Genomic DNA, 25,425 nt, shown 5'->3' with positions numbered 1-25,425 from the left:
TGAGAAGATGGGTCGAGCCGCGGACGACGCGGCAGGAGGAGGATCATGTCCTGGATCGTCACCGGCGGAGCCGGCTACATCGGCGCCCACGTCGTCCGAGCACTCGCCGAGGCGGGGCTCTCCCCCGTGATCATCGACGACCTCTCGAGCGGCGTCGCATCGTTCGCACCGGAGGGCGTCCCGTTCGTGCGGGGCACGATCCTCGACCGGGAGCTCGTGGAGCAGACGCTGCGCGAGCACCACGCCGAGGGCGTCATCCACGTGGCCGGGTACAAGTACGCCGGTGTCTCGGTGCAGCGCCCGCTGCACACCTACGCGCAGAACGTCGAGGGCACGCGGGTGATCCTCGAGGCCATGCAGGCGACCGGCGTGCAGAACATCGTGTTCTCGTCATCGGCCGCCGTGTTCGGCACCCCCGACGTCGCACTCGTCGTCGAAGACACCGCGAAGCGCCCCGCGAGCCCCTACGGCGAGTCCAAGCTCATCGGCGAATGGCTGCTGCGCGACCAGGCCATCGCGACCGCCGACTCGGACGCGCCCCTGCGGCATACCTCGCTGCGCTACTTCAACGTCGTCGGCTCGGCCGACCCGACGGTGTACGACGTCAGCCCGCACAACCTCTTCCCGATCGTGTTCGAGGCGCTCATCGAGGGGCGCACCCCGAAGATCTTCGGCGACGACTACGACACGGAGGACGGCACGAACGTGCGCGACTACGTGCACGTCGGAGACATCGCCGCCGCGCACGTCGCCGCCGCCCAGCGGCTCGCCGCGGGAGAGCCGATCGAACCGGCGTACAACCTCGGATCCGGTGACGGCCTCAGCGTGAAGCAGATCATGGATGCCGTCGCCCGCGTCACCGGCATCGACTTCACGCCGGAGATCGGCCCCCGCCGCCCCGGCGACCCCGACCGCATCGTCGCCACCGGAGAGCTCGCCGCGCGCGACCTCGACTGGAAGATGCGCTACTCGGTCGACGATATGGTGCGCACGGGCTGGGAGGCGCGGCGCCGGGCGAGCTGACCGCCCCGCACCCACCCACCCCTCTGGGCCCGAGCCACCCCGGTGCACACGTGGCAGAGAGGGGTGGGTCGGTAAGAGAGGGGTGGGTCGCGGCACGAGCTGACGGTGCCACCCGCTCGGGTCAGACGTCGCGCGCGCGGATCGGATACAGCCAGAAGCACACCCACGCAAGCGCCGTGAACACGAGCGGCACGACGGCGACCATGAGCCGGATGCCGCCGTCCACCGTCTCGGGCTGCGCATCGCCGAGCGAGGCGTCGAAGCCCGACGACGTGAGCACGACCGCCGCGACGACCGCCTGCAGCACGACCGAGCCGCGCACGACGAAGCCGTTCACCCCGAAGTATGCCCCCTCGCGGCGGTGGCCGGTGCGCACGGCATCCTCGTCGATGATCTGCGACAGCACGACCTCGAGCAGCTGCAGCAGGCCGCCCACGCCGACGCCCACGGCGACGCCGATCAGCGCGGCGGCGAGAACGCTCGTCGGCAGCAGGTAGCCGAGCACGGCGACGCCGAACACCGCGACGCTCCACAGCAGGGCCGTGCGCGGCGAGGTGCGGCGCACGACAGCGCTCCACAGCACGATCGACGGGATGGCCGTGACGAAGATCGCGCCGAGCAGCAGGCTCCCGTCGCCCTCGGCGGCGCCCAGCGAGTACCGCACGTAGAAGGGGATCGCGGCGAGGATGACGGCGATCGACGTCTGCACGAACAGCGAGCCGAGCACGTAGGGCACGAAGGCGCGGTTCGCGAACGTGTAACGCAGCTGGTCGCCCCACCGCATGGCCTCGGAGGCCGCCTCGGGAACGCGGCGCTCGATCATGCCGCCCGCGAACGACCAGACGAACAGCGCCAGACACACGGTCGACAGCACGACGGCCATACCCGGCCATCCGATGCGGTCGTAGAGCACGGGCGCGCCCGCCGTGCCCAGCACCATGCCCAGGATCGCGAAGATCTGCCGGGGCACGTTCCCCCGCGCGCGCTCCTCGGTCGTGCGGAAGATCTCGGGGAACAGCGCCGAGATGTTCAGCACGACGACCACGAACGCGATGTCGTAGACGGCGACGACGACGAGGAACCAGACGATGAGCCCCGGAACGGGCAGCTCCGGCGGCATCCACACGAGGGCGAACGCGACCACGAGCGGCACGATCCCGAGCCCGATCCACGGGATGCGCCTCCCCCACGGGGTGCGGATGCGATCGGAGAGCGCCCCCACCACCGGGTTCAGCACGGCGTTGAGCACCCCGTGCGCGATCATCGCGGCGGCCACCCACTCCGGCGGGACGCCGAGATGCGTGACGTAGAAGTAGACGACGAACGCCGAGAACGTCTGCGTCATCAACTGGGTCGGGAAACCCGACGCCCCGAACGCGACGGTCTGCGCCCTCGTCGGGGCGGCGTCGAGCCTCCGGTCGCGCAGCCGGGTCGTCAGTGAGGTCATGCCCGTCCCTTCCGCTGCAGATCGCGCAGGGCGCGCCAGCCGATCCGCACGAGCCCCTCCTCGGCGATCGCCTGATGCACCGCGGGGTCCGACAGCAGCCGCAGCTCGTGTCCGCGCTTCTCGGCCGCGAAGTCGACGGCGGATCGCAGCTCGACGTCGTCGACCATCGGATGCAGGTAGATCTCCGTCACACCCGCGGGGATGGCGCGCAGCAGGGCGATGAATCCGTCGCGCACCTGCTCGTACGTCTCGCCAGGGGCCTGTTCGAACGGATGCGTCCACAGCCGGTCGACGATCTCGACGCCCCGCGCATCGGCGGCCGCGGCCGTCTCGGCGAGCTTCGCCTGCATCGTCGCGTCGTCGTCGGCCCCGGCCATCTCCCGCGGCAGCCGGAACGGCAGCCCGTGCCGCGCGGCGAGGTCGAAGACCGGACCGAGGAAGTCGCGCCCCGTGAGCAGTCCGTAGACCGATCCCATGTGGTTGTCGAGATGCGTGACGTCGACCCCGGCATCCAGCGCGGTCTGCAGCTGCGCCGCGAGCTCGGCGGCGACATCGGTCTCGGCGGCGTGCTGCTCGACAGCCAGCACATCGGCCGGGAAGAACCCCGCCGCGTCGACCAGCGTCGTGCCGGTGCCCGTGAGCGGGCGCCAGCGGTACCGCGTCCACTCGCTCGTGAGCACGAGGTGCACGCCCACGTCGAGGTCACGACGGGATGCCGCGAACGCCAGCGCCTCCGGCGACCACGCGCACGGCACCATCACGGTCGCCGAGTCGATCGCGCCGTCGCCGAGCAGCCGCATGATCGCGGTGTTCGCGGCATGGCACATGCCGAAGTCGTCGGCGTTGAGGATGACGGCTCTCGCCCCCGGCGCGAGGCCCAGGCGGTCGGCGAGGTCGGAGCTCATCTCCCGGCCTTCTCGGCCGCGGGCACGAGACGCGAGAAGACCGTGGCGCGCAGCGCGGCGGCCGACTCCTGCACGGCACCCACGAGGGGCGCCTCGGGGCCGAACGACGAGACGATGAAGCGCATCGGCAGCTGGGCGGCGAACTCGTCGGCGACCCGGGCGACCGCGTCGACGAGCACGGGGTGCGCTGCGGTGCCGCCGAGGATGAACGCCTCGGGGTCGAGGATCAGCGCGACGCTGCCCGCGGCGATCGTGAGGCGGCGACCCATCTCGGCGGCCATGGCGATCGCGGCCTCGTCACCCGCGGCTGCGGCCTCGAGGTGCTGATCGATCGTCTCGTCCGGGTCGCGGCTGTGCGTCAGTGCGAGATCGCGCACCACGGCATCGCCGAGCACGGGAGCGCCGATCGGCAGCGGCGTCTGCGGCAGGTACATCACCTCACCTGCGACGCCTGAGAAGCCCCGATGCAGCCGCCCGTCGATGACGATGCCGCCGCCGAGACCGCCGTCGAGCAGGAGCAGGGCGAAGCTCGCGAGCTCGGCGCCGCGGCCGTCGCTGAGCTCGGCGAGCGCGGCGAGGTTCACGTCGTTCTCCACCCGCACGGGGCAGCCGAGTCTCGTCGAGAGCGCCGCGCGGAACGCCCCGCCGTCCGGCCCCTGGTCGTCGCGGATCCCGCCGTCGGCCGTCACGATCCCCGGCACCCCGACGACCGCCACGTGCAGCGGACCGTTGACCGACGCGAGGCAGGCGTCGATCAGCTCGGCGATGTGCTCGACGCGGTCGCCCTTGAGCGGGAAGGGGGCGTGGTTCTCGACGCGCACCGCGCCCGTCGCATCGACGAGCGCGATGTGTGCGGCGACCGTGTCGACGTGCACGGCGGCGGCGAAGCCGAGGGCCGGATGCAGTGCGACGCGGCCCGCCGCCGGTCCCCGCGTCTCTCGGTCGACGCCGGCCGGGGCGACGGCATCCGTGCCCTCCAGCATCCGGAGCACCTGGGTCACCGCGGTGCGCGAGAGTCCCGTCTCGGTCATGAGCTCCGCCCGGGTGAGGGGTCCGCGGCGGGCGAGCGATTCGAGGATGGCGCGCCCGTTGAGGGTGCGCAGCAGGGTCTGCGGACCGGCGAGCGGTCGTGCCATGAGGATCCCCCCGGAGTCGACGTGCGACCCAGCATAGACACATCGCGTCCCACTGGTCGAGCGGTCATTCCAGTGCTGTCATCACATGCTTCAGGCGGGTGTAGTCGTCGAAGCCGTACTGCGAGAGATCCTTGCCGTAGCCCGAGTGCTTGAAGCCGCCGTGCGGCATGTCCGACACGAACGGGATGTGGGTGTTGATCCACACGCACCCGAAGTCGAGGTCGCGCGAGAACCGCATCGCCCGCGTGTGGTCGCTCGTCCACACCGAGGAGGCCAGCGCGTACGGCACGTCGTTGGCCATCGCGAGCGCCTCCTCCTCTGTGTCGAAGGCCTGCACGGTGAGCACCGGGCCGAAGATCTCGCTCTGCACGGCCTCGTCGTCCTGGTGCAGACCCGTCACGATCGTCGCCTCGTAGAAGTAGCCGCGGTCGCCCTGGCGGCGTCCGCCCGTGGCGATCGTCGCGTGCGCGGGAAGGCGGTCGACGACGCCGGACACCTGCGCGAGCTGCGCGGCGCTGCTGAGCGGCCCGTAGAGCACGCCCTCCTCGTGCGGACCGCCCGTGCGGGCGTCCGTCCTCGCCTTCTCCACCAATGATGCGACGAAATCGTCGTGCACAGAGGAGTGCACGAGCACGCGGGTGGCGGCCGTGCAGTCCTGCCCGGCGTTGAAGAACGCGCCGGTGACGATGCCCGAGGCCGCCCTGTCGAGGTCGGCGTCGGGGAAGACGATCGCCGGCGCTTTGCCGCCGAGTTCGAGGTGCACGCGCTTCACGTCGGCGGCAGCCGAGCGTGCCACTGCAATGCCCGCCCGCACCGACCCGGTGATCGCGACCATCTGCGGCGTCGGATGCTCGACGAGCGCCACCCCGGTGTCGCGGTCGCCGAGCACGACGTTCAGAGTGCCGGCGGGCGTGTGCACGGCCACGATCTCGGCGAGCAGCAGCGTGGTCAGCGGGGTCGATTCGGCGGGCTTCAGCACCACGGTGTTGCCGGCGGCGAGCGCTGGCGCGATCTTCCACACCGCCATGTTGAGCGGGTAGTTCCACGGCGTGACCTGGCCGATCACGCCGATGGGCTCGCGGCGCACGAACGAGGTGTGGCCGGCGAGGTACTCGGCGGCGGCGCGACCCTCGAGGCTGCGGGCGGCGCCGGCGAAGAACCGCAGCTGGTCGATGGACTGCAGGATCTCGTCGGCGACGAGGCTGGCCCGCGGCTTGCCGGTGTCCTTGGACTCCAGGTCGGCGAACTCCTCGGCGCGGGCCTGCATCTCGTCGGCGATGCGGAACAGCGCGAGCTGCCGGTCGGCCGGTGTCGTGTCGCGCCAGATCGGGAGCGCGGCGGCGGCCGCCGCGTACGCGGCGTCGACGTCGGTCGCGTCGGATACGGGCAGCTCGCCGTAGGTCTCCTCCGTCGCCGGGTCGATCAGCGGCATCCGCCCTGCGCCGTTCACGGGAACGCGTCGACCGCCGATGAAGTTCTGCAGGGGTTCTGTGGCCATGCCCGCCATGCTAGCGAGAGCGTCACGAATACAGAAGAGCAACCTGAGAATGACGATGGAATCAGTTGCCAATCGCCGAGCCTCCTGTCAATATCGACACATGAGCGGCCCTTCTAAGCAACCGATGCTCGATGACATCTCGAAGCGCATCGTCGAACTCCTGCAGGAGGACGGACGCCGGCCCTACGCCGAGATCGGCCGCGAGGTCGGTCTCAGCGAGGCCGCCGCCCGCCAGCGCGTGCAGCGGATGACCGAGGCCGGCATCATCCAGATCGTCGCGGTCACCGACCCGATGCAGCTCGGATTCCACCGGATGTCGATGATCGGCATCCGCGTCACCGGCGACCCGCGCGCGGTCGCGGAGCAGCTGACCGAGATCACCGAGCTCGCGTACGTCGTCGTGACCCTCGGCACCTTCGACATCCTCGTCGAGGCCGTGTGCGAGAGCGATGCCGATCTGCTCGACCTCATCGCCACGCGCATCCGCACCATCCCCGGCGTCATCCACACCGAGAGCCTGCTCTACGCCGGGCTTTACAAAGACCTCTACAACTGGGGCACGCGCTGACCGCGCGTCCCTCCCCGCCGTCCGCCCGTCCGTCCGTCAGCCGATCCGCACCGGAGTGATCATGGGAACCACCGTCTTCGAACGCCAGCGCCCCTCGGATGCCGTCATCGACGCGTCCCTGCAGGGCACCGCGCTGAGCGTGTTCTGGCTCGACGACGTCGAGCGCCCCGCGCACCCGCGCCTCACCGGGACCATCGCCGCCGACCTCGTGATCGTCGGCGGCGGGTACGCCGGACTGTGGACCGCGGTGCGCGCCAAGGAGCGCGACCCGCAGCGTCGGGTCGTGCTTCTCGAGGCGTCGCGCATCGCGTGGGCGGCCTCCGGACGCAACGGCGGCTTCTGCGAGGCCAGCCTCACGCACGGCCACGAGAACGGGGCGACCCGGTGGCCGCACGAGATCGACCGGCTCGAAGAGCTCGGCCTCGAGAACCTCGACGGGATCGCCCGGACCGTGGAGCGGTACGGGATGGATGCCGACTTCGAGCGCACCGGCGCGATCACGCTCGCCGTCGAACCGCACCAGGTCGACTGGCTCCGCGAGGAGGACGGCTTCCTCGACCGCGAGGCCGTGCAGGCCGAAGTGCATTCGCCGACCTTCCTCGCGGGCGCGTGGGACCGCGATGCCACGGCGCTCGTGCATCCCGCGAAGCTCGGCCTCGAGCTCGCGCGCGTCGCCGCCGACCTCGGCGTCGAGATCTTCGAGCACTCGCTCGTGCGAGGCATCGAGGGCGATGGCACCGGACCGATGACCGTCGTCACCCGCGACGGCGGACGCGTCATCGCCGACGACGTCGCGCTCGCCACGAACGTCTTCCCGTCGCTCCTCAGGCGCAACCGGCTCATGACCGTCCCCGTGTACGACTACGTGCTGATGACCGAACCGCTGAGCGACGAACAGCTCACGTCGATCGGCTGGTCGAACCGCCAGGGCCTCGCCGACAGCGCCAACCAGTTCCACTACTACCGCCTCACCGCCGACAACCGGATCCTCTTCGGCGGCTACGACGCCGTGTACCACTTCGGCGGCAAGGTGCGCCCCGAGTACGAGGACCGGATGGAGAGCCACCGCAGACTCGCCTCCCATTTCTTCACGACGTTCCCGCAGCTCGAAGGGCTGCGCTTCACGCACCGCTGGGCGGGCGCCATCGACTCGTCGAGCCGGTTCTGCGCCTTCTTCGGCACCGCCCGCCGGGGCCGGGTCGCCTACGCGACCGGCTTCACGGGGCTCGGCGTCGGCGCCGCCCGGTTCGCCGCCGACGTCATGCTCGACGAACTCTCGGGAGAGCAGACCGAACGCACGGAGCTGGCGATGGTGCGCGAGAAGCCCATCCCGTTCCCGCCGGAGCCCGCCGCCGCGATCGGCATCAACCTCGTACGCGCCGCGATGGACCGCGCCGATCACAACGAGGGGAAGCGCAACCTGTTCCTCAAGACCCTGGACGCCGTCGGCATGGGATTCGACTCGTGACCGCGCTTTCGGCGGGAACGGGAGTGGATGCCCCGGCGCTGCCGCTCGCGCACGCGCCGCTTCCGGCATCCGATGTCGCGTCGGGGTCTCCGACGACCGCGACCGTCGCCCTCGGGGAGATCCGCGGAGTGGAGATCGGCGTCTGGGAGATGACGCCGGGCACGGCATCCGACACCGAGGCCGACGAGGTCTTCGTCGTTCTGTCGGGCCACGCCCGCATCGCGTTCCTCGACCCGGCCCTGCCGGCGATCGAGGTCGGACCGGGGTCGGTCGTGCGTCTCGCCGAGGGCATGCGCACGGAGTGGACGGTCACCGAGACCCTGCGCAAGATCTACGTCGCCTGACCCGCGAATTCACTGTCCCGGGGTTCGCTCCGCCGACCACCCTTCGTCGGAACGACGTCGATCTTCGTTCGCGCGAACGAACAGGTCGTCTCGGGGTCGACCGACCGGATCAGCCGCCCGCAGCGGCCGGACGGTCGCGTAGGCGTCGGCGACGTCGCGGGCCTCGCTGTCGTAGACGCGCACGATCCCGGCATCCCCCTCGTGTCGCGGCCAGCCGGGATCGCCGCCGGCGATGAACGAGACGGCCGCCGCGTGCACCTCGTCGGCCAGCCGCTGCGGCGGGTTCGGCCCGGCGAGATTGTCGATGCGCGGGCCGTCGAGGCAGTCGAAGAAGAACGGCACGTCGAGGCAGTGCTCCGCGAAGCCGAAGCGTCCGGACGGCCACGAGAACCGGTACACCCAGGTCGGAGCGTCGCCGCGGTCGGACGAGACGCGCAGCACGCCGACCCGGAACATCCGGTCCGTGAGCACTCGACCGGCGAGCCGCGGCTTGCCGAGCCGCACGATGTCGTCGTTCGCCGCCAGGTACTCGGCCCGCACCGCGCGCGGCAGACCGAGCCGATCGAGCACGACGTTCCGGGGCACCCAGCGCAGAGCCTTCGCCACCGCTCCGCCGAACACCATCGTGAACTCGTCGTCGGTCGCGCCGAGCACGAGCGGCTTGTCGGCCCCGACACCGGCGCGCAGCGATTCGCGCGTCGGCCGCGTGATGAGGTCGCCGTCGACGGCGGGTCCGAGCGGCAGCCCCTGATCGACGAGGCTCGCGATCTCGCGGGGGTTCAGGTGCGTGGCCCGCTTCTGCAGCGTCAGCAGGCGCAGCTCGTCGACACCCGACAGCCCCGCGACCGTGGGATCGACGCCGGCCGAGGCGGCGAGCGCCCGGCCGAACGTCTCGGAGCGGGATGCCGCGACATCCGTCAGCGCGGCCGACACCGCGTACACGCGCTGGAACAGGTGCTGCGCGCTCTCCATGCCGAGCAGGGTGAGCACGGCCCCGCCGCCCGCCGACTGCCCGGCGATCGTGACGCGCGCGGGGTCTCCGCCGAACGCGGCGATGTTCTGCTGCACCCACTCGAGCGCGAGCAGCCAGTCGCGCACCCCGCGGTTCGAGGGGGCGTCCTCGATCCAGCCGAACCCTTCGAAGCCGAGGCGGTACGAGATCGTGACCGTGACGACGCCGTCGCGGTTGAAGTTGCGTCCGTCGTACCAGGGGCTCGCGGGGGAACCTGTGGTGAAGCCGCCGCCGTGGATCCACACGAGCACCGGGAGCCCCGCGGCATCCGGGTCGGGAGTGAAGACGTTCACGTTGAGAGTGGAGTCGCCCTCGACGCTGGGCTCCGGGATGAGCGTGTCGCCCTGGTCGCCGCGCTGCGCGGTGGCCCCGAACTCCAGCGCGTCGCGCACGCCCTCCCAGGACGCGTGCGGCACGGGGGCGGCGAAGCGCAACGGCCCGATGGGCGGCTCGGCGAACGGGATGCCGAGGAACGCGGCCGACCGCGGCGCCCCTCGCCCTCCCGTGGTGGGGCGCCAGCGCCCGCGCACACGACCGGCAGCGGTGTCGACCTCGACGAATTCGCTCATGCCAGCAGTCTGCCGGATGCGGTCGCGTCAGCCGTGAACGACGTCGGCGTGCGGCATCCGCTCGGTCATGACGCGCACGGCCTCGGGGTTGTCGTCGACGAGCACGGCGTCGCGCCCGAGGGCCGACGCGACGGCGCCGGTCGTGCCGCTTCCGGCGAAGAGGTCGAGCACCCGATCGCCCGGCCGACTCGACGCCCGCACGATGCGCCGCAGGATGCCCTCGGGCTTCTGCGTCGGGTACCCCGTCTTCTCCCGTCCGGTCGTCGGCACGATCGTGTGCCACCACACGTCGGTGGGCAGCTTGCCCCTGGCGGCCTTCTCGGCCGTGACGAGTCCGGGGGCCATGTACGGCTCGCGGTCGACGTCGTCGGAGTTGAACACGTACTCGCGCGGGTTCTTCACGTACACGAGGATCGTGTCGTGCTTGGTCGGCCAGCGCCGCCGCGACTTGGCGCCGTAGTCGTACGCCCAGATGAGCTCGTTCAGGAAGCAGTCGCGGCCGAACACGGCATCCAGCATCACCTTGGCGTAGTGCGCCTCGCGGTAGTCGAGGTGCAGGTACAGCGTGCCGTCGTCGGCGAGCAGCCGCCACGCCTCTTCGAGGCGCGGCATGAGGAAGGCGCCGTAATCGTCGAAACGGTCGTCGTACGTGCGCAGCATCCCGCGCACGCGCTCGTAGCGGTGGCCGTGGAATCCGTGCCGCACCTCGGTCGGCGGCGCCGGCTCGGCATCCCCGGGATCTCCGGCATCCGCTTCCTGCTCCGCATCCGACGCCGTGCGGCGCGCGGTGACGATCTGCCGCTCCTGCGCCCGGCCCGTGTTGAAGGGCGGGTCGAGGTAGACGAGAGTGAAGGATGCCGAGGGCAGCGTCGCGGCGACGGCGAGGTTGTCGCCCTGGATGACGGTGACGGCGCCGAGCGCGGGCGGCTGCCCGTCGGTCACGGGACCCGGTGCAGCCACGCGTCGGTCGCGAACTTCGACTCGACCAGCGCCTCGGCGTCGGCGTACTCGTCGGCGGTGATCCCGCCGTCCTCCGCACCCGTCACGGTACGGAACGTGTCGGTGAAGCGCTCGATGATCTCGGCCCGCGAGAGTCCGGTCTGGCTGCGCAGCGGGTCGACGCGCTTCGCGGCCGAGGTGGTGCCCTTGTCGCTGAGCTTCTCGCGACCGATGCGCAGCACCTCGGTCATGGTCTGTCCGTCGATGTCGTACGACAGCGTGGCGTGGTGCAGCACCCCGCCGTTGGCCAGGCGCTTCTGCGCGGCGCCGCCGATCTTGCCCGAGGAGCTGGCGATATCGTTGAGCGGCTGGTAGACGGCGTCGATCCCGAGCGAGCGCAGCGCCTGCAGCACCCAGTCGTCGAGGAAGGCGTAGGAGTCGGCGAACGTCATGCCCTGCACGAGGGATGCCGGCACGTACAGCGAGTACGTGATGATCTGCCCTGCGGCCATGAGCATGGCACCGCCGCCGGAGATGCGGCGCACGACGTCGAAGCCGTGGCGCTCCGCGCCCTCCGGGTCGACCTCGTTGCGGTACGACTGGAAGGAGCCGATCACGACGGCCGACTGGTCCCACTCCCAGATGCGCAGGGTCGGGCGGCGTCGTCCTTCTCCGACGCGCGAGGTGAGCACCTCGTCGAGCGCCAGGTTCATGCGGGGCGACACGGCCTTCTCGTGCACGATCTCCCAGTCGAAGTCGCGCCAGCCGGGGGCGGTGACGAGGGCGCGGCGCACGGCCGTGCCGACGGCCTCGGGGGTGAAGCCGAGCAGTTGGGCTCCTTCCGGGAGCGCGGCGCGCACGGCGGCGGCGATGGCCGTGGCGTCGGACTCGATCGGCAGTCCGGTGACGGCGGCGTCGATGTCGGCGAGAGCGGTGTCCGGCTCGAGGAAGAAGTCCCCGGCGAGGCGGAACCGGGCGATCCGGCCGTCCTCCACCTCGAGGTCGACGACGACGAGCTTTCCCCCTGGGACCTTGTATTCACCGTGCACGGTTCCAGCTTAAGGCGCTGGTCGGCCGCTGTCCCGGTTCAGGGGTTCAGCGCCCGAGGACGACGGCGCGCTCGCCCGCGCGGATCGGCAGCGACCAGCGGTTGGCGGCGGGCGGCTGCGGGCACACGTACTGGTCGGAGAACGCGCACGGCGGGAGGTAGGCGCGGTTGAAGTCGATCAGGGCCGCGCCGTCGGCATCCGGCTCGTCGATCGGCAGGAACCGGAACCGGTACGTCTCGGTGCCGTTCGTCCCGTCGGCGAAGACGGCGGTGAGACCGCCCTGCGGCGCTCGTGTGGCCGACAGGGTGAGCGGGATGCCGTCGAGCTCGAAGTGCAGCCGGCCGGCGAGCTCCTGCTCGTGCGTGGCACCGTCGATCGCCGTGATCGCGACGGTCTCGCCCGGCGTCTCCTCGAACCGCGCCGCGACCCGCCAGCCCTCCCGTGGCGGGTACGCGTCGATGCCGCTGAAGCGCTCGCGCTCGGGGCGCCGGGGGTTGAACACCCGCAGAGCGAGGCTTCCGCGACGGTCGAACACGCGCAGCTCGCGGCGTCCGATGCGCAGCGTCTGCGGGCCGTGCAGGGTCACGGTCGACCCGGCCGTGCCGAGGTCGCTGCCGCGGATCCCTCCGTCTCCCGTGAGCGCCCACAGCCCGGGGACCCCCTCCACGGCAGCCGGCTCGGTGATGAGCCAGTTCGTCGACTCCAGCGCGGCAGGACCGTACTCAGCACCGGCATACCGCTCTCGCGACTCATGCCAGCTGCGCCACTCCTCCTCGAAGCCCACCGCGCTCCCTCCTCGCCGATCGACGCCCCTCTCGTCGCGAATCTATGCGGAGGAACGGATGCCGGGCGCGTGAGGCGTCACGCGGATTCACCCGCTGTCACACGGGGTCACGCGGGGTCACGCGGAGACATCTCCCACGGCATCCCGCGAGGTCATCGACGGGGAGGGCGCGGGGCCGGCGCACACGCTGTGCAGGAGATCACCGCCAGCGAAGGACCCTATCGCGCGGGATCTCCTGCGGAACGCGCGATCTCCTGCGGAACGCGCGGTCTCCCGCAGAACGCGCGGGACGGCGCGGGCAGGGCGCGCGCGGGGATGCGGGCTCAGCGCGCGGGGATGCGGGCGTCGAGCCAGGCCAGCACGTCGGCGCGGACCTCGGCCTGGTTCAGCTCGGCGAAGATCTCGTGCCGTGCATCCGGGTAGACGAGGGTCGTGACGTCGGTGAGGCCGGACCGGGTGCGGTACTCCTCGGCGAGCCGGTGCACGCTGCGGGGTCCGCCGACCGGGTCGTCGCGGCCGACGAGCAGCAGCAGCGGGATGTCGTGGCCGAGGTCCTTCCGCGGTCGGCCGTAGAGCCGCGCGGCCTCGATCGGGCCGAACAGTTTCAGCAGCGGCACGTCCGTCGTGAGCGGGTCGTCGTGGAACGCCGCCCATACCTCGGGGTCGCGGCTCAGCCACTCGAGCCCCGTCGCCTCCGGTCCGGCCCAGCGCGCGTTCAGCGGCGCCGCGTTGAGCGAGCCGGGCATGCGCAGCGCCGACCCCGACAGGATCACGGCGTTCCAGGCCTCGGGGTGGTCGTTCACGAGCATCTGGGCGAGGAACGATCCCCACGAGTGCCCCAGCAGCACCAGCGGCAGGTCGGGATGCTCGTCGGCGATGATGCCGGTGAGCTGCCAGACCGCGGCGACCGCGGCCCGCAGACCGCCCTTGCCGAGACGGCCGAGCTTCGCCGGCCCCTCGTGCTGACGGATGCCGGTGCGACCGTGTCCGCGATGGTCGTCGGCGTACACGTGGAAGCCGGCCTCGGTGAGCGCGGTGATCAGCGCCCCGTATCGCCCGGCGTGCTCGCCGACGCCGTGCAGCAGCTGCACGACGCCCCGCGCCTCGCCGACAGCCTCGTGCACGTCGTAGACGATGGCGATGCCGTGGGCGTCGGTGAACTCGCGTGTATCCGTCACGCCCCCACCCTACTGACCGCTGCTCAGCGTGACGAGGCGAGCGCGGCGACGACCGCGCGGGCCGTGTCCAGGTCGGTGACCTCGTAGCCGCCGACGCCGTCCGCCGCCGAGCCCATGCGCACGCCGCCCTCCTCGCGCACGGTGCGCTTGGCGGAGAAGTGCAGGGCGTCGACGCCGGCTCCGGCGAGGGCGGCCGCGCTCGCGGCATCCACTCCGCTCCCGGCCATGACCTCGATGCCGCCTGCTGCTTCCGCGACCATCGCGCGGAGCGTCTCGATCCCGTCGATCGCCGCCGACGCGCCGCCCGAGGTGAGCACGCGACGGAGTCCGAGCGCGCGCGCCGCGGCGAGGGTCGCGACGGGGTCGGCCGTCACGTCGATCGCACGGTGGAGGGTGACGGATGCCGCGCCTGCGGCGTCGCGCAGGCTGGCCATCGCGACGAGGTCGAGGGCGCCCGCGGCATCCAGCGCCCCGACGACGACGCCGTCGGCGCCCGCGTCGACAGCTCGGCGCACGTCGCGCTCGGTGACCGCGATCTCGTCGGCGTCGTAGTGGAACCCGCCGGGACGCGGACGCACGAGCACGTGCACCTCGACGCCGAGGTCGCGAGCGGTCTCGATCGCGAGCTCCAGCGTCGCGGGCGACGGCGTGAGTCCGCCGAGCGGGAGGGCCTGGGCGAGCTCGATCCGCGTCGCCCCGACGGCGCCAGCGACCCGCACTCCCGCGGTGTCCTGGACGGCGATCTCGACGGCGATGCCGGCAGCCGGATCGATCGTGCCGGCGGAGGGGGCTGAGGTCATCCGTCCATTCTGCCCGAGCGCCGTCAGCGCACGGGCAGTGTGCGGATCTCGAGCATCGCGGCGAACCGGGCGTCGGCGTCGTCGAGGTCGAGGCGTCCGACCTCGGCGACCCGCCGGAGCCGGTAGCGGAAGGTGTTGGCGTGCACGAAGCATGCGGCGGCGGCCGCGGTGACGTCGCCGAAGTGGTCGAGCCAGGCCGTCAGGGTGTCGACGAGGTGCGCGTCGTGGCGCGTGTCGTAGTCGATCAGCCGGGCGAGCGGACCCGAGGCGAGGTCGCCGCGTGCGCTGCGCAGGTCGCGGAGGTCGAGCAGCAGGGAGTCGGTCTCGACGTCGGCGATGCGGGCCAGGCTGCGCTGCCGAGGGGCGCGTTCGACCACCACGCGCAGCGCACGGTGGGCCTCGGCGCGCGAGCGCGCGATCTCGGCGACGGTCGCCGCGGGGCGGCCGATGCCGATCACGGCGGGGATGCGGTCGCCGACCCGCTGCAGGAAGTCCTCGGCGAGGCGGACGGAGCGATCCTCGGCCGCGGCGTCCGCGACGGGCAGGATGCCGTAGACGGTGTCGCCGACCAGGGCGACGGCGGCGCCCTGCTGCACGGCGGAGAGGTGCAGCGCGAGGGCGTCGGTGAGGCGTTCGCGCTCGGCGATGGAGTCGTGCTCGGTGCCGTCCTCGCCGCGCGGCGCGAGCGCCGTCGCCATCACCCAGACGCGGCGGCCGGCGAGGCCGAGGCGTCCGAGCGCGTCCTGCGCATCGGGCCCGCCGTCGAGTGCGCGGCTGACGAGCTCGGCGCGCAGGCTGCGCTGCGCGTCGGCTCCCGCGCGGATCCGCAGCAGGTGCAGGGCCACGAGCTTGGTCGCGTCGCGCAGGGTCGCTGAGCGCTCCTCGGTGAGCGGCCCGTCCATGGCGGCCCAGATCGAGCCGAGCACCTCGTCGCCCGCGCGCACGGCGATCGCGATGCGCTGCGTCGAGACGCCCTCGCCGAGGTGGACGGGGTCGACGACCACCGGGGCGTCGCCGCGGTACAGGTCGCGGAAGACGCCCATCTCGGTGAGCACGCGGGCATAGCGGTCGGGCACCTGCCGGCCGATGATGGTCTCGACGCGCGAGGGGTCGGCCGCCTCCTGCCCGCCGGAGAACGCGAGCACCCGCGACGACCGGTCCTCGATCGTCACGGGCGCGTCGAGCAGCGCGGCGATCGCGTTCGCCACGGCGAAGAGGTCTCCCGACGACACCCCGCCCAGCGATTCCGCGGGCGTCTGCCCCACGTCGTCCTCCGCGAGCAGCGAGCGCAGGAGGGCGGCCAGCTGCGTCCACGTCGCGCCGCGGGCGAGGCCGAGGATCGCGATGCCTGCGTCGTCGGCGGCATCCCGCACGACCTGCGGCAGCTCGGTCGAGGCGCGGACGACCACGGCCACCGCTCCCCGCTCCCCCGCCTCGCGCACGAGCGCCGCGAGCTCGTCGGCGTCGCGCAGCGCGACCGCGAGCACGACGGCGCCCTGCGGATAGACCGGCTCGTCGAGCGGATCATGGATGACGATGCCGCCGATCTGCCGGTCGACGTCGATGCGGCCGTACTCCACGTCGAGCAGCGTCACACCGAGATCGTCGATCACGCGACCCCAGCTCGACCGTGACAGCGCGCTCATATCGGCGAGCATAACCTCACATCGGAAGCCACTCGGTCCAGGTCGTGAGCTCGTCGAGGATCTCCGGGATCGGGGTCACTCCGAGCCCCGGACCCTGCGGCACCGAGAGGCTCCCGTCGCGCATCACGAACGGTTCGGTGAGGTCGACGCGGTAGAAGCGGTCGCTCGCGGAGACGTCGCCGGGCAGCACGAATCCGGGCAGGGCGGCGAGTGCGACGTTCGCCGCCCTGCCGATGCCGCTCTCGACCATGCCGCCGCACCAGACCGGCACACCCTGGGCGACCGCGAGGTCGTGGATGCGGCGCGCTTCGAGGTATCCGCCGACACGGCCCGGCTTGATGTTGATGACACTCGTGGCGCCGAGGCGGATCGCGGCGGCAGCGGTCTGCGCCGAGGTGATCGACTCGTCCAGGCAGATCGGCGTCTTCAGCATCCGCGCGAGATCGGCGTGCCCCACAATGTCCTCCTCCTCGAGCGGCTGCTCGATCAGGAGGAGGCCGAAGTCGTCGAGGCGGGCGAGGTGCTGCGCGTCCCGCAGGGTGTAGGCGGTGTTCGCGTCGACCTGCAGCAGCACCTCGTCGCCGAAGCGCTCTCGCACCGCGCGGACGACGTCGACGTCCCACCCCGGCTCGATCTTGAGCTTGATGCGCACGTACCCCTCGGCGAGATACCCGTCGACCGCGTCGAGCAGCCGCGGGATCTCGTCCATGATGCCCACCGACACGCCACACGGCACGGTGTCATGCACAGCGCCCAGCTCGCGGGCGAACGACCGCCCCTCGGAGCGCAGCTCGGCGTCGAGCACGGCCGTCTCGACGGCGGCCTTCGCCATCCGGTGTCCCTTGAAGGGAGCGAGCCGCTCGCCGATCATGTGCGCGCCCGAGATCTCGGCTCCGGTCAGCGCGGGCACGATGTAGCGGCGGATCATGTCGACCGCGCCCTCGGTGTACTCGGGCGAGTACACGGGGTCGGGCAGGGTCACGCACTCGCCCCACCCGTCGACGCCGTCCACGACGGCCCGCACGAGCAGGATGTCCTTCGCCGTCTGCGTGCCGAACGATGTGCGGAACGGGGAGACGAGCGGCATCGCCACCCGTCGCAGCTCGATCCCGTCGATCTTCATGCCGTGGTCCTCTCCGGTCGGATGATGTACCCCTCGGTGCGGTCGAATCCGACGATCCGTCCGCCGGCGTCCAGCGCGCGGGTGAGCTGCTCGCGCACGCGCAGACGCCAGACCTGCGCCTCCGCCCTGTCCTCCCGCCGTGTGCGCTCGATGTCGGGCGGCACCGCGACGGTGCGGTCACCAGGCATCCGCGTCTCCGGCTGCGGGGAGCTGCCGTGCGCGCGCAGGGCGACGCCCGCGTCGCGGAGCTCCCACCGCATGAGCAGCCGGTCGGTCTCGTCGTCGCTGTTGACTCCGTCGGTCATCGCGCCGTAGAAGTCCGAGAGGTACTCCTGCGGCCGCGCGCCGAGCTTGGTGATGTTGAAGTGGGCGTTGCGGGCGACGAGCGGGTCGAACGTCCACTCGATCGCATCGATGCCGCGGCCGAGGGCCCAGGCCCGCTGGTGCTGCTTGAGCGCGAATCCGATCGAGCGCCCGGCGCTCTCCGCGGAGATCCCGGCGATGTGGCTGTACAGCGCGTGGCGCTCCGGATCGGCATGGAAGGCGATCGCGACCCCGACGAGGCGGTCGTCGGCGAACGCGCCGCCGATGTAGTTGCCCGCCTTGCTCAGCGCCCGCATGAGCTCGGGCGGCACGACGGGGTTCTCGGGCGAGCGCCGCCAGATGCGTGACAGCAGGGCGATGGCCTCGGCATGCTCGCCGACCGCCCCGAGCTCTCTGATCGAGACGCCGGATGCCGCGGCGGCGCAATCCGCATCGCGCTGCGCGGACGACACGACCGCGTCGTCGTGCATCAGTTCTGCCATGGTCCGTCCGTTCTCGAGATCTCTGCGACCATGTCGGCCAGCAGTCGCGTTCGGGGCAGGATCTCCGCCACGATCGCGTGTTCGTCGTCGGCGTGCGCACCGCCCCCGACGGCCCCCATGCCGTCGAGGGTCGGCACCCCCGCACCCGCGGTGAAGTTGCCGTCGCTGCCCCCGCCGACGGCGACCGCCCGCACGTCACCCAGTCCGTACGCCGCACCGAGCCTCGCCGCGAGGTCGGCGAGCGCCTGCGACATCTCCCGCGCGAGCGGCGGGCGGTTGATGCCGCCGTGCACGGTGATCGCCGCGCCGGGCACGGGCGAGGCGTAGGCGCGGAGCGCCGCATCCACCCGGTCGAGCTCGGCCGCCGACCACGCCCGCACGTCGATGCGCAGCGTCGCCTCGGCGGGCACGGTGTTGCCCGTGGTGCCGGAGTCGGCGCGCGTCGGGGTGACGGTCGTGCCGGCATCCGCATCGGCGAGAGCACCGATCGCGAGCACCAGGTGCGCGAGCGCGACCGTCGCGTTGACGCCCTTCTCCGGTTCGAGACCCGCGTGCGCCGCCCTGCCCCGCACCGCGATCTCGTACATGCCGACGCCCTTGCGCGCGCCCTTCCAGGCCCCGTTCTCCGAGGCCTCGGTGACGAGCACCGCTGCGGCGCCGCGCGCCGTCTCCTCGATGAGCGCGCGGGACCTCTCCGACCCCGTCTCCTCGTCGCCCGTGACGAGCACGGTCACGCCGTCGCGGTCGTCGAGCGCGGCGACCGCGTGCAGCACCATGGCGAGCCCCGTCTTCATGTCGAAGGACCCCGGCCCTCGCAGCACTCCGTCGACGATGCCGAACGGCAGCCGGTCGAGGGTGCCGTGCGGCCACACGGTGTCGTGGTGGGTCAGCAGCAGCACCCGCGTCGCGGCGCCGAAGCGCCACCGCAGATGCGTGCAGCCGTCGATCACGAGACGCTCTGGCTCGACACCCAGCAGCTCGGTGCCGACCTGGGCGACGACGTCGGCCGACCGAGCGACGGCCGCGTCGTCGCCGGAGGGCGACTCGCACTCGATCAGCCGGCGGATCGTGGAGACGAGGGCTGCCTCCGTGAGCGCGTCGACGACGAGCGGGGACGGGATGCTCATGCGCCGCTCGACACCTTCGGGGTCGCCCGTGCGCCGAAGTGCAGGTACTCCTCGCCCGTCGGCAGCGTGTAGAACGTCGCCGTCATCCACGTCTGCGTCCCGGGGGCGCGGAGCGCGAAGACGCCGTCGCTGTACGGCGTGAGCGCGTACTCGTCGACCGGGTCGGGCTCGAGCTCGGCGAGAGGTCCGAGCACGGTGGTGCGGAGCATCGGGCCGTCGTCGCCGACGAACACCTCCGCCCGCACCGAGGCGCGCTCGTACGTGCCGACGAACGGCGCGATGTCGACCTCGACCGGCTCAGCGGGCGGTTGGACGGTGGCCTGCATGGTCACGCCGGAGAGCTCGGCGAAGATCTCGCGGTAGAGGTCCTCGTAGAGATCCCGCGTGTGGCCGCCGTTCGTCAGCAGCGTCACGGCGACACCCGACTCGGCGTGCACGCGCAGGAACGCGGCCTGGCCGATCGTGTTGCCGTCGTGCCCGTACAGGCGCTCGCCGTTCCAGTCGAAGCGGATCCAGCCGAGGCCCCACGAGTCGCCGAGGATGTGCTTGTCCGGCACCTCGGCCTGGAACGCCTGCATCTCGGCGACCGTGGACTCCTCGAGCAGACGGGTGCCGTCCGCCGCGACGCCGCCGGCCAGGTGCAGCCGCGCGAACGCGAGCACGTCGGCCGCCCGCGCGGTGATGAGTCCGGCCGGGCCGAGCGAGCGCGGCAGCGCCCACACCGGTGCGATGACGGGGTTCTCCCCGCTCTCGACGTGTCCGACGGCGGCGGAGTGCAGGATCGCCTCCTCGGGCAGAGTCACGGTGTGCGTGAGTCCGAGCGGCGTGAAGAGCAGGTCGCGCATCGCGGCATCCCACACGCTGCCCGTGGCGCTCTCGATCACGCGCCCCAGCAACGAGAAGCCCGAGTTGCAGTACGACCAGGTCGCGCCGAGCGGGTGGTTCACGCCGATCTCGGGGAACAGCTCCGTGTACTTCTCCAGGCAGTCGTCGCCGCGGCCGGTGTCGGTGAACACGTCGCCGTCGATGCCGCTCGTGTGGGTGAGCAGATGGCGCACCGTGACCCCCCTGGTGAACTCCTCGGTCGCGAGCTGCAGGTCGGGCACGATCTCGACCACCGGGGTATCGAGCGTGAAGGCCCCCTGCTCGATCAGCCGCATGACGGCCGTCGCCGTCCACACCTTCGAGATCGAGCCGATCTGGAAGACCGAGTCGGGCAGCACGGTCGCCGACGCCGCTGGCAGGTCGGCGTTGAGCGTGCCGGTGGCGGCCGTCACGACCTCGTCACGCCCCTCGGGGTCGTAGCGCAGGATGCCGAGCTGCGCACCCGGCACGTCGTGCAGCCGCGCGAGCTCGTCGAGCCGGTGCTGCCAGTGCGCGGCGTCGATCGCCGCCGGGCGCGCACCGCGGGTGCTCCCGGCGAAGCGCTCGACCCAGTCGACGATGCGGCGCGCGTAGTCGACGCGGTGGCTCGGTGCGCCGAGCAGCGGGAAGACGTGACTGCCGCCCGGGTAGATGACGAGCTCGGTGGGGACCCCGCGCTCGCGCAGCGCGTAGTGCCACTGCTGCGCCTGGTGCACGGGGCATCGCAGGTCCTTCTCTCCGTGCAGGACGAGCGTCGGCGTCGTCACGTTCTCGACGGCCGAGTACGGCGACATCGCGGTGAGCGTGTCGCGGTCGGCCGAGGCCCACGGCATGACGCCCAGCTCGAGCACGCTGAGCATGTGGGCGTCGTCGCTCGTGCCGCCCATGCTGAACAGGTCGGCGACGATGCCTCCGGCGACCGCGGCGGCGAACCGGTCGTCGTGACCCGTGAGGTAGGCCGTCATGTAACCGCCGTAGCTGTAGCCGGCGACCGCGAGGCGAGCGGCATCCGCCGTCCCCTCCGCGACGAGCTCGTCGACCGGCTCGAGGAAGTCCTTGGCGTCGGAGACGCCCCAGGCGGCGTTCACCCCGCGCCAGAAGTCCTCGCCGTACCCGTCGCTGCCGCGCGGGTTGATCATGAGGATCGTCCATCCATCGGCCGCGAGCTGCTGGTGGTAGAGGTGCATCTCGTCGACGGCGCCGTTCCATGCGTTGTGCGGCCCGCCGTGGATGTCGACGAGCAGCGGGGTCGCGCCCGTGACGGCGGGATCGCGCACGATCCAGCCCTGCACGACGGTGCCGTCGCTGATCGTGAACTCACGGCTCTCGCGCACGAACAGCTCGGCGCCATCCGGCGCGTCGCCGTGCGCGGTGAGCACGGCGCTCGTGCCCGCCGCGAGGTCGAGGCGCAGGATCTCGCCGAACGACGTCGGCGTCGTGAGCGCGATCGCCGCGGTGTCGCCCGCGACCGACAGGCCGCTCACGACCTCATCGGTGCCGCCGTGCACGAGTCGGGGCGCACCGCCCGTGACGGGCACGGCGTAGAGGTGCGTCGCGCCGCGGTCGCGGATCGCGAAGAGGATGTCGCCGGAGGCCGTGACCTGCGGCAGCGCGCCGGGGTAGGCGGGGGCGCCGGGCATGACGTTGCGGTCGAGATCGCCCGCCGCGTCGACGACGTCGCCGGAGTCGAGGTCGACGACGAAGAGCCCGGCGTGCCCCTCCGGCTCGCCGTTCCAGCCGATGACGACGAGGCGGCTGCCGTCGGGCGTGAACGAGACCGTGCCCGCGTAGCCGTCGGCGAACGCGAGGGTGCGGGGGCGGGCTGCGGGGTCCGCGGGGTCGAGCGCCTGCACGGACGAGCGGAAGGCGAGGTCGTCGGCGCCGTCGGGACGCGCGACGTAGGCGAGGACGCTGCCGTCGGGCGACCATGCGGGGCTCCCGACGCCGGAGACGCCGTCGGTGAGGCGTCGCACGCGGCCCTTGGCCAGGTCGAGCACGTGCAGCTGGTCGGTCACGCCGCGGGTGAACCACGCGCCGTCGACGAGGTAGTCGATCCCGCTCGTGACGATCGGGGCCTTCTCGCGCTCCGCGCGCTGCTCGTCGCTCTCCCCGGCATCGGGCGCGGAGCGCGGCACGACCGCCGCCGTGAAGGCGATGCGCGTGCTGTCGGGGCTCCACACGGGCACACCGGCGCCGAGCGGGAGGGTCGTGCGCTGCTGGGGCTCGCCGCCGCCGAGCGGCAGCGTCCACAGCTGGCCGTCACGGAGGAAGGCGACGTGGGCGCCGTCGGGCGAGAAGACCGGGCTCGAGTCGGAGGGACCGCGCGTGAGCGCCCTGGTGCCGCTCTCGTCGGCGATCCACAGCGAACTCGTGCTGCGGTCCTCGTCGACGTCTGTCGCGCCGAGCACGTACACGACGCGGTCTCCGGCGGGCGACAGCGTCGGCTGACTCGGCACGGTCAGAGCGAGAGCGTCGTCGATACTCATTCTGCGGGTCACGGGGACTCCTTCGGTTGCGGCGCTCGTGGCACCGGCTGGCGTGTGGGTCTGGCGGTCAGGGGGTGTACTGGATCGGTCGGGGGATCGCGGCGAGCAGCTGCCGCGTGTACGCGTCGTGCGGATCGTCGAGCACGGCGTCCGTCGGCCCCTGCTCCACCACGCGGCCGTCACGCATGACGGCCATGTGCGAGGCGACGTACCGCACGACCGCGAGGTTGTGCGAGATGAAGAGCATCGAGAACCCGAGCTCGTCCTGCAGCTCCCGGAGCAGGTTGAGGATCGCGCCCTGGATGAGCACGTCGAGCGCGGACGTGATCTCGTCGGCGATGAGCACGCGCGGCCTGCCGGCCAGCGCGCGGGCGATCGCGATGCGCTGCCGCTGACCGCCCGAGAACCGCGAGGGACGCGCATCGGCCTTGTCGGGGTCGAGCTGCACGAGCTCGAGCAGTCGCGCGGCCTCGGCGGCCCGCTCCCGTCTGGTCATGCCGGACGGCATCATCTCGGCGATGCTCGCCCCGACCGGCATCCGCGGGTCGAGCGAGGAGTACGGGTCCTGGAAGACCATCTGCAGAGGGCGAGGCCCCCGCCTCGGGATCGGTGCGCCGTCGAGCAGGATGTGCCCCGAGTGCAGGGGCACGAGCCCGACGGCCGCCCTGGCCAGGGTCGACTTGCCCGACCCCGACTCGCCGACGACGCCGGTCACGCCGCCCTCGGGCACCGTGAGCGAGACGCGGTCCACCGCGGTCATGGCTCCGCGGCCGACGCCGTAGCGCACCGAGACCTGATCGAACACGAGCTCGCTCATCGGGTGCCCACCTCCTCGTGATCGCCGCCGGCGGCATCCACCGGCTCCGGCCCGCCCGCGGCATCCGCCTCGGCGTCCGCCGTGCTGCCGGCGTCCGCTGCCCGCCCCTCCTCCGCCGCGAGCGTCGCGAGGGTCGCGAGGGGGCGGTCGAGGTCGGTCGCCATGTGCGGCACAGCGGCGAGCAGCGCCCGCGTGTAGGGATGCCGCGCCGACGACAGGTCGGTCGCGGGCAGCGACTCGACGATCTCCCCGGAGCGCATCACGAGCACGCGGTCGCACAGCTCGGCCACCACGGAGATGTCGTGGCTGATGAAGAGGATCGACGCGCCGTCCTCGTCGCGGATCGCGCGCAGCAGATCGAGCACCTGGCTCTGCACCGTCACGTCGAGGGCCGTCGTCGGCTCGTCCGCGATGATGAGGCGCGGCGACACCATGAGGCCCATGCCGATCATCGCGCGCTGGCGCATGCCGCCGGAGAACTCGTACGGGTACTGCCGCACGCGGCGCTTCGGCGCGGTGATGCGCACGGCGGCGAGCCGGTCGGCCGCCCGGTCGAGCGCCTCCCGTCGGCTCAGGCCGGCGTGCTCGGTGGCGACCTCGGCGAGCTGGGCGCCCATCCGCATGGTCGGGTTGAACGACGACATGGGGTCCTGGAACACCATCGCCATCGAGGTGCCGAGCAGTCGGCGCAGAGCCGGACCCTCGGCCGCCTGCAGATCGACACCGAGGAAGCGCAGAGCGGATGCCGTGACCCGCCCCGGCGGGTTCACGAGCCGCGCGACGGCGAGCGCGGTCATCGACTTGCCAGACCCTGACTCGCCGACGATCCCGACGATCTCCCCGGCGCCGACCCGGAAGTCGATCCCCCGCACGGCGTGCACCACGGTGCCGTCGGCGGCCTCGAAGTCGACGCGCAGGTCCTCGACCTCCAGCACCGCCCCGTCCTCCGCCGCGGGCGCCACGGCCTGCGCGGCGGTGCGGCCGAAGGGCGTGCGGCGGCGGATGCGAGTCGCGGTGCGCAGCAGCGCGTCGTCGGCGAGACCAAGGCTGCGGGCGGCCGATTCGCCGGTGAGGTTGAAGGCGAGTCCGGCGATCACGACCGCCAGACCGGGGGCGAGCGCGGCGAGCGGGTTCGCGTAGATGCCGCGCAGGCCGTCCATCATCAGGCGTCCCCAGTCGTACTCCGGGGGCTGCACGCCGAGACCGAGGAACGACAGTCCGGCGAACGCGAGCAGGGTGCCGCCGGCGCCGATGGTCGAGTTGACGATGAGCGGCTCGCCGATGTTCGGGAGGATGTGCCGGAACAGCACGCGTACGCGGCCGATTCCGCCGACGCGGGCGGCCGCCACGAAGTCGCGCGCCTCGATGCCGGCGATGAGGTTCTGGCAGAGGCGGGCGAACGACGGGGCGCCGGCGAGGCCGAGCGCGAAGACCGCGGCCGTGGCCGTGCTGCCGAAGATCGCCGCGAAGAAGAGGGCGAGCAGCAGTCCGGGGAACGCGACCGCGATTCCCGTGAACCAGGTCATCGCGCGGCCGAGCACCGGCCCGAGCAGCAGCGGGGCCACCCCGAGGATGAGGCCGGCGACGACGGCGACGAGCGTCGCGAGCAGCGCGAGCACGATCGACAGACGCGTCGCCACGATCGTGCGGAGCAGCAGGTCCCTGCCCAGGTTGTCGGTGCCGATGAGGTGCTCGGCCGAGGGGCCGGCCAGCAGGTCGCCGGTGTCGGTGACATCGGCCTGCTCGCCCCAGATGAGCGGGGCGACGATGGCGGTGAGCACGACGATCGCGAGCAGCGCCAGCGCCAGCGCCCCGAGCGGGGTGCGCATCATGTTC

The 25,425-nt window shown here is 72.2% G+C and carries 21 protein-coding genes; 4 read left to right on the top strand and 17 right to left on the bottom strand.

What is annotated here, in order from left to right:
* The first annotated feature begins 45 nt into the window (after positions 1–45).
* Positions 46–1,023: a UDP-glucose 4-epimerase GalE gene (gene galE / locus MRBLWO14_RS11710; protein WP_341933336.1), complete on the top strand. Its 978-nt coding sequence runs from the start codon at positions 46–48 to the stop codon at positions 1,021–1,023.
* A 121-nt stretch (positions 1,024–1,144) separates the two neighbouring features.
* On the opposite strand, the gene MRBLWO14_RS11705 is transcribed toward galE, so the two are convergent.
* From MRBLWO14_RS11705 to MRBLWO14_RS11690, 4 genes are all read right to left on the bottom strand, one after another.
* Positions 1,145–2,470, bottom strand: coding sequence for an MFS transporter (locus tag MRBLWO14_RS11705; protein ID WP_341933335.1), 1,326 nt, complete (start codon positions 2,468–2,470; stop codon positions 1,145–1,147).
* Entirely contained in the window at positions 2,467–3,375 is a 909-nt protein-coding gene (locus MRBLWO14_RS11700; RefSeq protein ID WP_341933334.1) for a polysaccharide deacetylase family protein, read from the bottom strand. The genes MRBLWO14_RS11705 and MRBLWO14_RS11700 overlap by 4 nt, the downstream gene beginning before the upstream one ends.
* Positions 3,372–4,511, bottom strand: a complete 1,140-nt coding sequence (locus MRBLWO14_RS11695; RefSeq protein ID WP_341933333.1) for an ROK family transcriptional regulator — start codon at positions 4,509–4,511, stop codon at positions 3,372–3,374. The genes MRBLWO14_RS11700 and MRBLWO14_RS11695 overlap by 4 nt, the downstream gene beginning before the upstream one ends.
* A 64-nt stretch (positions 4,512–4,575) precedes the next feature.
* Positions 4,576–6,009, bottom strand: coding sequence for a gamma-aminobutyraldehyde dehydrogenase (locus tag MRBLWO14_RS11690; RefSeq protein ID WP_341933332.1), 1,434 nt, complete (start codon positions 6,007–6,009; stop codon positions 4,576–4,578).
* A gap of 100 nt (positions 6,010–6,109) precedes the next feature.
* Here MRBLWO14_RS11690 and MRBLWO14_RS11685 point away from each other — a divergent pair, with 100 nt between their 5' ends.
* The 3 genes from MRBLWO14_RS11685 to MRBLWO14_RS11675 all read left to right on the top strand — a co-directional run bounded on the left by MRBLWO14_RS11685 (position 6,110) and on the right by MRBLWO14_RS11675 (position 8,389).
* Positions 6,110–6,577, top strand: a complete 468-nt coding sequence (locus tag MRBLWO14_RS11685) for an Lrp/AsnC family transcriptional regulator (protein ID WP_341933331.1) — start codon at positions 6,110–6,112, stop codon at positions 6,575–6,577.
* A gap of 61 nt (positions 6,578–6,638) precedes the next feature.
* Complete coding sequence (locus MRBLWO14_RS11680) at positions 6,639–8,045, top strand: FAD-dependent oxidoreductase (RefSeq protein ID WP_341933330.1); 1,407 nt, start codon at positions 6,639–6,641, stop codon at positions 8,043–8,045.
* Positions 8,042–8,389 (top strand): cupin domain-containing protein, encoded by a 348-nt coding sequence (locus MRBLWO14_RS11675; RefSeq protein ID WP_341933329.1) that lies wholly within the window; start codon positions 8,042–8,044, stop codon positions 8,387–8,389. The genes MRBLWO14_RS11680 and MRBLWO14_RS11675 overlap by 4 nt, the downstream gene beginning before the upstream one ends.
* A gap of 9 nt (positions 8,390–8,398) precedes the next feature.
* On the opposite strand, the gene MRBLWO14_RS11670 is transcribed toward MRBLWO14_RS11675, so the two are convergent.
* The 13 genes from MRBLWO14_RS11670 to MRBLWO14_RS11610 form a co-directional block, all read right to left on the bottom strand.
* Positions 8,399–9,970: a carboxylesterase family protein gene (locus MRBLWO14_RS11670; protein ID WP_341933328.1), complete on the bottom strand. Its 1,572-nt coding sequence runs from the start codon at positions 9,968–9,970 to the stop codon at positions 8,399–8,401.
* A gap of 27 nt (positions 9,971–9,997) precedes the next feature.
* Positions 9,998–10,930: a site-specific DNA-methyltransferase gene (locus MRBLWO14_RS11665; RefSeq protein ID WP_341933327.1), complete on the bottom strand. Its 933-nt coding sequence runs from the start codon at positions 10,928–10,930 to the stop codon at positions 9,998–10,000.
* The gene (locus MRBLWO14_RS11660) at positions 10,909–11,958 is read right to left on the bottom strand and encodes a biotin/lipoate A/B protein ligase family protein (RefSeq protein WP_341933326.1); all 1,050 of its coding nucleotides are present in this window, start codon (positions 11,956–11,958) and stop codon (positions 10,909–10,911) included. The genes MRBLWO14_RS11665 and MRBLWO14_RS11660 overlap by 22 nt, the downstream gene beginning before the upstream one ends.
* 46 nt (positions 11,959–12,004) lie before the next feature.
* Entirely contained in the window at positions 12,005–12,742 is a 738-nt protein-coding gene (locus MRBLWO14_RS11655; protein WP_341933325.1) for a DUF1684 domain-containing protein, read from the bottom strand.
* A gap of 323 nt (positions 12,743–13,065) precedes the next feature.
* Positions 13,066–13,920 carry an alpha/beta fold hydrolase gene (locus MRBLWO14_RS11650; protein ID WP_341933324.1) on the bottom strand — a complete coding sequence of 285 codons (855 nt, stop codon included), beginning with the start codon at positions 13,918–13,920 and terminating at the stop codon, positions 13,066–13,068.
* A 23-nt stretch (positions 13,921–13,943) separates the two neighbouring features.
* Complete coding sequence (locus MRBLWO14_RS11645; RefSeq protein ID WP_341933323.1) at positions 13,944–14,720, bottom strand: copper homeostasis protein CutC; 777 nt, start codon at positions 14,718–14,720, stop codon at positions 13,944–13,946.
* 23 nt (positions 14,721–14,743) lie between these two features.
* Positions 14,744–16,366 (bottom strand): helix-turn-helix domain-containing protein, encoded by a 1,623-nt coding sequence (locus MRBLWO14_RS11640; protein ID WP_341933322.1) that lies wholly within the window; start codon positions 16,364–16,366, stop codon positions 14,744–14,746.
* A gap of 16 nt (positions 16,367–16,382) precedes the next feature.
* Positions 16,383–17,489 (bottom strand): o-succinylbenzoate synthase, encoded by a 1,107-nt coding sequence (gene menC / locus MRBLWO14_RS11635; protein WP_341933321.1) that lies wholly within the window; start codon positions 17,487–17,489, stop codon positions 16,383–16,385.
* On the bottom strand, positions 17,486–18,295 hold the full coding sequence (locus MRBLWO14_RS11630; protein WP_341933320.1) for a GNAT family N-acetyltransferase: 810 nt from the start codon (positions 18,293–18,295) through the stop codon (positions 17,486–17,488). The genes menC and MRBLWO14_RS11630 overlap by 4 nt, the downstream gene beginning before the upstream one ends.
* Complete coding sequence (locus tag MRBLWO14_RS11625; protein WP_341933319.1) at positions 18,283–19,422, bottom strand: M20 family metallopeptidase; 1,140 nt, start codon at positions 19,420–19,422, stop codon at positions 18,283–18,285. Before MRBLWO14_RS11625 ends, MRBLWO14_RS11630 begins: the two co-directional genes overlap by 13 nt.
* Complete coding sequence (locus tag MRBLWO14_RS11620; RefSeq protein WP_341933318.1) at positions 19,419–22,784, bottom strand: serine hydrolase; 3,366 nt, start codon at positions 22,782–22,784, stop codon at positions 19,419–19,421. The genes MRBLWO14_RS11625 and MRBLWO14_RS11620 overlap by 4 nt, the downstream gene beginning before the upstream one ends.
* Positions 22,785–22,839: 55 nt before the next feature.
* Complete coding sequence (locus tag MRBLWO14_RS11615) at positions 22,840–23,589, bottom strand: ATP-binding cassette domain-containing protein (RefSeq protein ID WP_341933317.1); 750 nt, start codon at positions 23,587–23,589, stop codon at positions 22,840–22,842.
* Positions 23,586–25,421, bottom strand: a complete 1,836-nt coding sequence (locus MRBLWO14_RS11610; RefSeq protein ID WP_341933316.1) for a dipeptide/oligopeptide/nickel ABC transporter permease/ATP-binding protein — start codon at positions 25,419–25,421, stop codon at positions 23,586–23,588. The genes MRBLWO14_RS11615 and MRBLWO14_RS11610 overlap by 4 nt, the downstream gene beginning before the upstream one ends.
* Between the last annotated feature and the right edge of the window lie 4 nt (positions 25,422–25,425).

The sequence above is a fragment of the Microbacterium sp. LWO14-1.2 genome (genome assembly GCF_038397715.1).
Taxonomy (GTDB): Bacteria; Actinomycetota; Actinomycetes; order Actinomycetales; family Microbacteriaceae; genus Microbacterium.
The sequence above is the reverse complement of the archived record's forward strand: the minus strand, read 5'-3'. Positions and strand labels throughout refer to the sequence as shown.